This is a genomic window from Maridesulfovibrio spiralis (SeqCode), assembly GCF_048571135.1.
Lineage (GTDB): Bacteria > Desulfobacterota > Desulfovibrionia > Desulfovibrionales > Desulfovibrionaceae > Maridesulfovibrio > Maridesulfovibrio spiralis.
Genome location: NZ_CP182344.1, coordinates 2,247,501 through 2,250,000 on the forward strand (window position 1 = coordinate 2,247,501; position 2,500 = coordinate 2,250,000).

Below are 2,500 nucleotides of genomic sequence, written 5' to 3' on the forward strand. Positions count from 1 at the left end.
AACTATAACGGTCCTAAGGTAGCGAAATTCCTTGTCGGGTAAGTTCCGACCTGCACGAATGGCGTAACGATCTCCCCACTGTCTCAACCAGAGACTCAGTGAAATTGAATTACCGGTGAAAATGCCGGTTACCCGCGGTAAGACGGAAAGACCCTGTGCACCTTTACTATAGCTTGACATTGGGTTTAGGGCTATCATGTGTAGGATAGGTGGGAGGCTTTGAAGTCGGCACGCTAGTGTCGGTGGAGCCAACCTTGAAATACCACCCTTGATAGTCTTGAATTCTAATCCAACGCCGTCATCCGGCTTGGAGACAGTGTCTGGTGGGTAGTTTGACTGGGGCGGTCGCCTCCCAAAAAGTAACGGAGGCTTGCAAAGGTTCCCTCAGGCTGATTGGAAACCAGCCGTTGAGTGCAAAGGCATAAGGGAGCTTGACTGTAAGACAGACATGTCGAGCAGGAACGAAAGTTGGTCTTAGTGATCCGGTGGTTCCGCATGGAAGGGCCATCGCTCATAGGATAAAAGGTACGCCGGGGATAACAGGCTGATCGCGCCCAAGAGTTCACATCGACGGCGCGGTTTGGCACCTCGATGTCGGCTCATCACATCCTGGGGCTGAAGCAGGTCCCAAGGGTTCGGCTGTTCGCCGATTAAAGTGGTACGCGAGCTGGGTTTAAAACGTCGTGAGACAGTTTGGTCCCTATCTACCGTGGGCGTAGGATAATTGAAGAGGGTCTGCCCCTAGTACGAGAGGACCGGGGTGGACGAACCTATGGTGTTCCTGTTGTCGCGCCAGCGGCATTGCAGGGTAGCTAAGTTCGGAAGGGATAACCGCTGAAAGCATCTAAGCGGGAAGCCTGCCTCAAGATTAGTTATCCCTATGCTTTTGCATCTAAAGATTCCAGGGAGACCACCTGGTTGATAGGCCGGAGGTGTAAGTGTGGCGACACATTCAGCTGACCGGTACTAATAAATCGTGCGACTTATTTTTCTTCTCTTCCCTTAACTTTAACCCCAAAAGGTTGAAGCAAAGGGTAAAATTCTTCTCTATTAAACCATATATTTTTGCTCATCGAAGCAAGCCATATTTGCTTGCGACCATTGAGGAGAGGTCACACCCGACCCCATTCCGAACTCGGAAGTTAAGCTCTCCATCGCCGATGATACTGCTGGGTAGCCAGTGGGAAAGTAGGTCGTCGCAAGCTTTTATTTCAAGCCCCTGAACTTAGGTTCAGGGGCTTTTTTTTGTTCCGCACATACTCAGGATGGGGGCCGGATTGTTAAGTGGGGCGTGTGAGGGCCTCCGGCGGCTTAAGAGGAAGGGGAGACCCCCTTTGCTAGCGCCAAAAGGGGGTCTCCCCTTCCTCTTAAGAATCTCCATCCCCTCTACCCAAACGCGCTTTAGTTGGGGAGAGCTGTTGTTTAGAGCTCTTAGAAGAAAGATATACCCCAAATAATTCCAAAAACCCCTTGACCCGGCGGCGGGTTTTCCATAGAACCACTCTTCTCGACGCAGCAATGGCTGGAAGTCACAAGCGCGTCGGAGTTTTTTTTTGAGTAACTGCAAATTTGCGGTTGACAACGGGAGCGGGTTCACTTAGTTTCCCAATCCGCACTGAGCGAAAGCAACGTGCCTAGATCATTGAAAAAATGTTTTGAGAACATCGAAATTAATGATTGACATGGACGGCCGGTTTGAATAGATTCCGCCTCCGCACTGAGCGAAAGCAACGTGCTAAGATCATTAACTAATTGAAAGTTTGAGACTCGAAGCTTGGCGCTTCGCATCGATTTTTAGAGCAGGTTTTGGAGAGCGGGTATTCTGGACGAATCCCACCGAAGCCGGCTCGGGGCAGAGCGAAGCACTACTAAAAAGTTTTGAAGAGTCCAGAGAAACTTTTCCAAAAGTTTCTTTGGCCCTCGGAGAGTCCCCCGGAAGGGTCGCCGAAGGCAGCGCCGCAAGGCGAAGAAAACTTTCACAAATCTGCAGGACAGCAGATTTGAGCGTTTCCTGAAAAGGCAACGCCCCGAAGGGGTGAGCCTCAGGAAGTGGCGAATAAAAAAATGATTGACAAGCGGACGGCGATTCTCTAGATTGCCCAACGCACCGACGGAAAGAGGTCTGAACGACTGAAGCTGCCGGGATCATTGAAAAACAAATTTCAGAAAGTTGTTGACAGCGGACACGAACTTCACTAAGTTTCAACGCCGCGCCGCTTGAAAAACAGCGGGTCAGCGAGTTTCAAAAAAAGACCGCGAAAGTGGTTGACACGGGTCTCTGGTTTCGATAGAAACTGACCCTCGCTTCGACAAAAAGTCGAGCGAAAGTTCTCTGAAAAAAAACAGACGCAAGGTTGACATGAGCACTTTAATGTAACATATTAAAGGTTCGCAGTAACGACCAAGGTCTTTGACAATTAAATAGCGAGTTGGGCAAAAATAAGACGACACATACATACATTTGTAATGTGCAATCAAATTCAAAGTTTTTTAACTGGAG

3 rRNA genes (2 of these 3 only partly in view) are annotated in these 2,500 nt (G+C 49.4%); all 3 read left to right on the forward strand.

Going from position 1 to position 2,500, the window contains the following annotated elements:
• Positions 1-991 (forward strand): 23S ribosomal RNA (locus tag ACNI29_RS10055); it begins 1,943 nt to the left of the window's first position.
• A gap of 99 nt (positions 992-1,090) precedes the next feature.
• Positions 1,091-1,205, forward strand: a 5S ribosomal RNA gene (gene rrf, locus ACNI29_RS10060).
• 1,286 nt (positions 1,206-2,491) lie between these two features.
• A 16S ribosomal RNA gene (locus ACNI29_RS10065) occupies positions 2,492-2,500 on the forward strand (it continues 1,545 nt past the right edge of the window).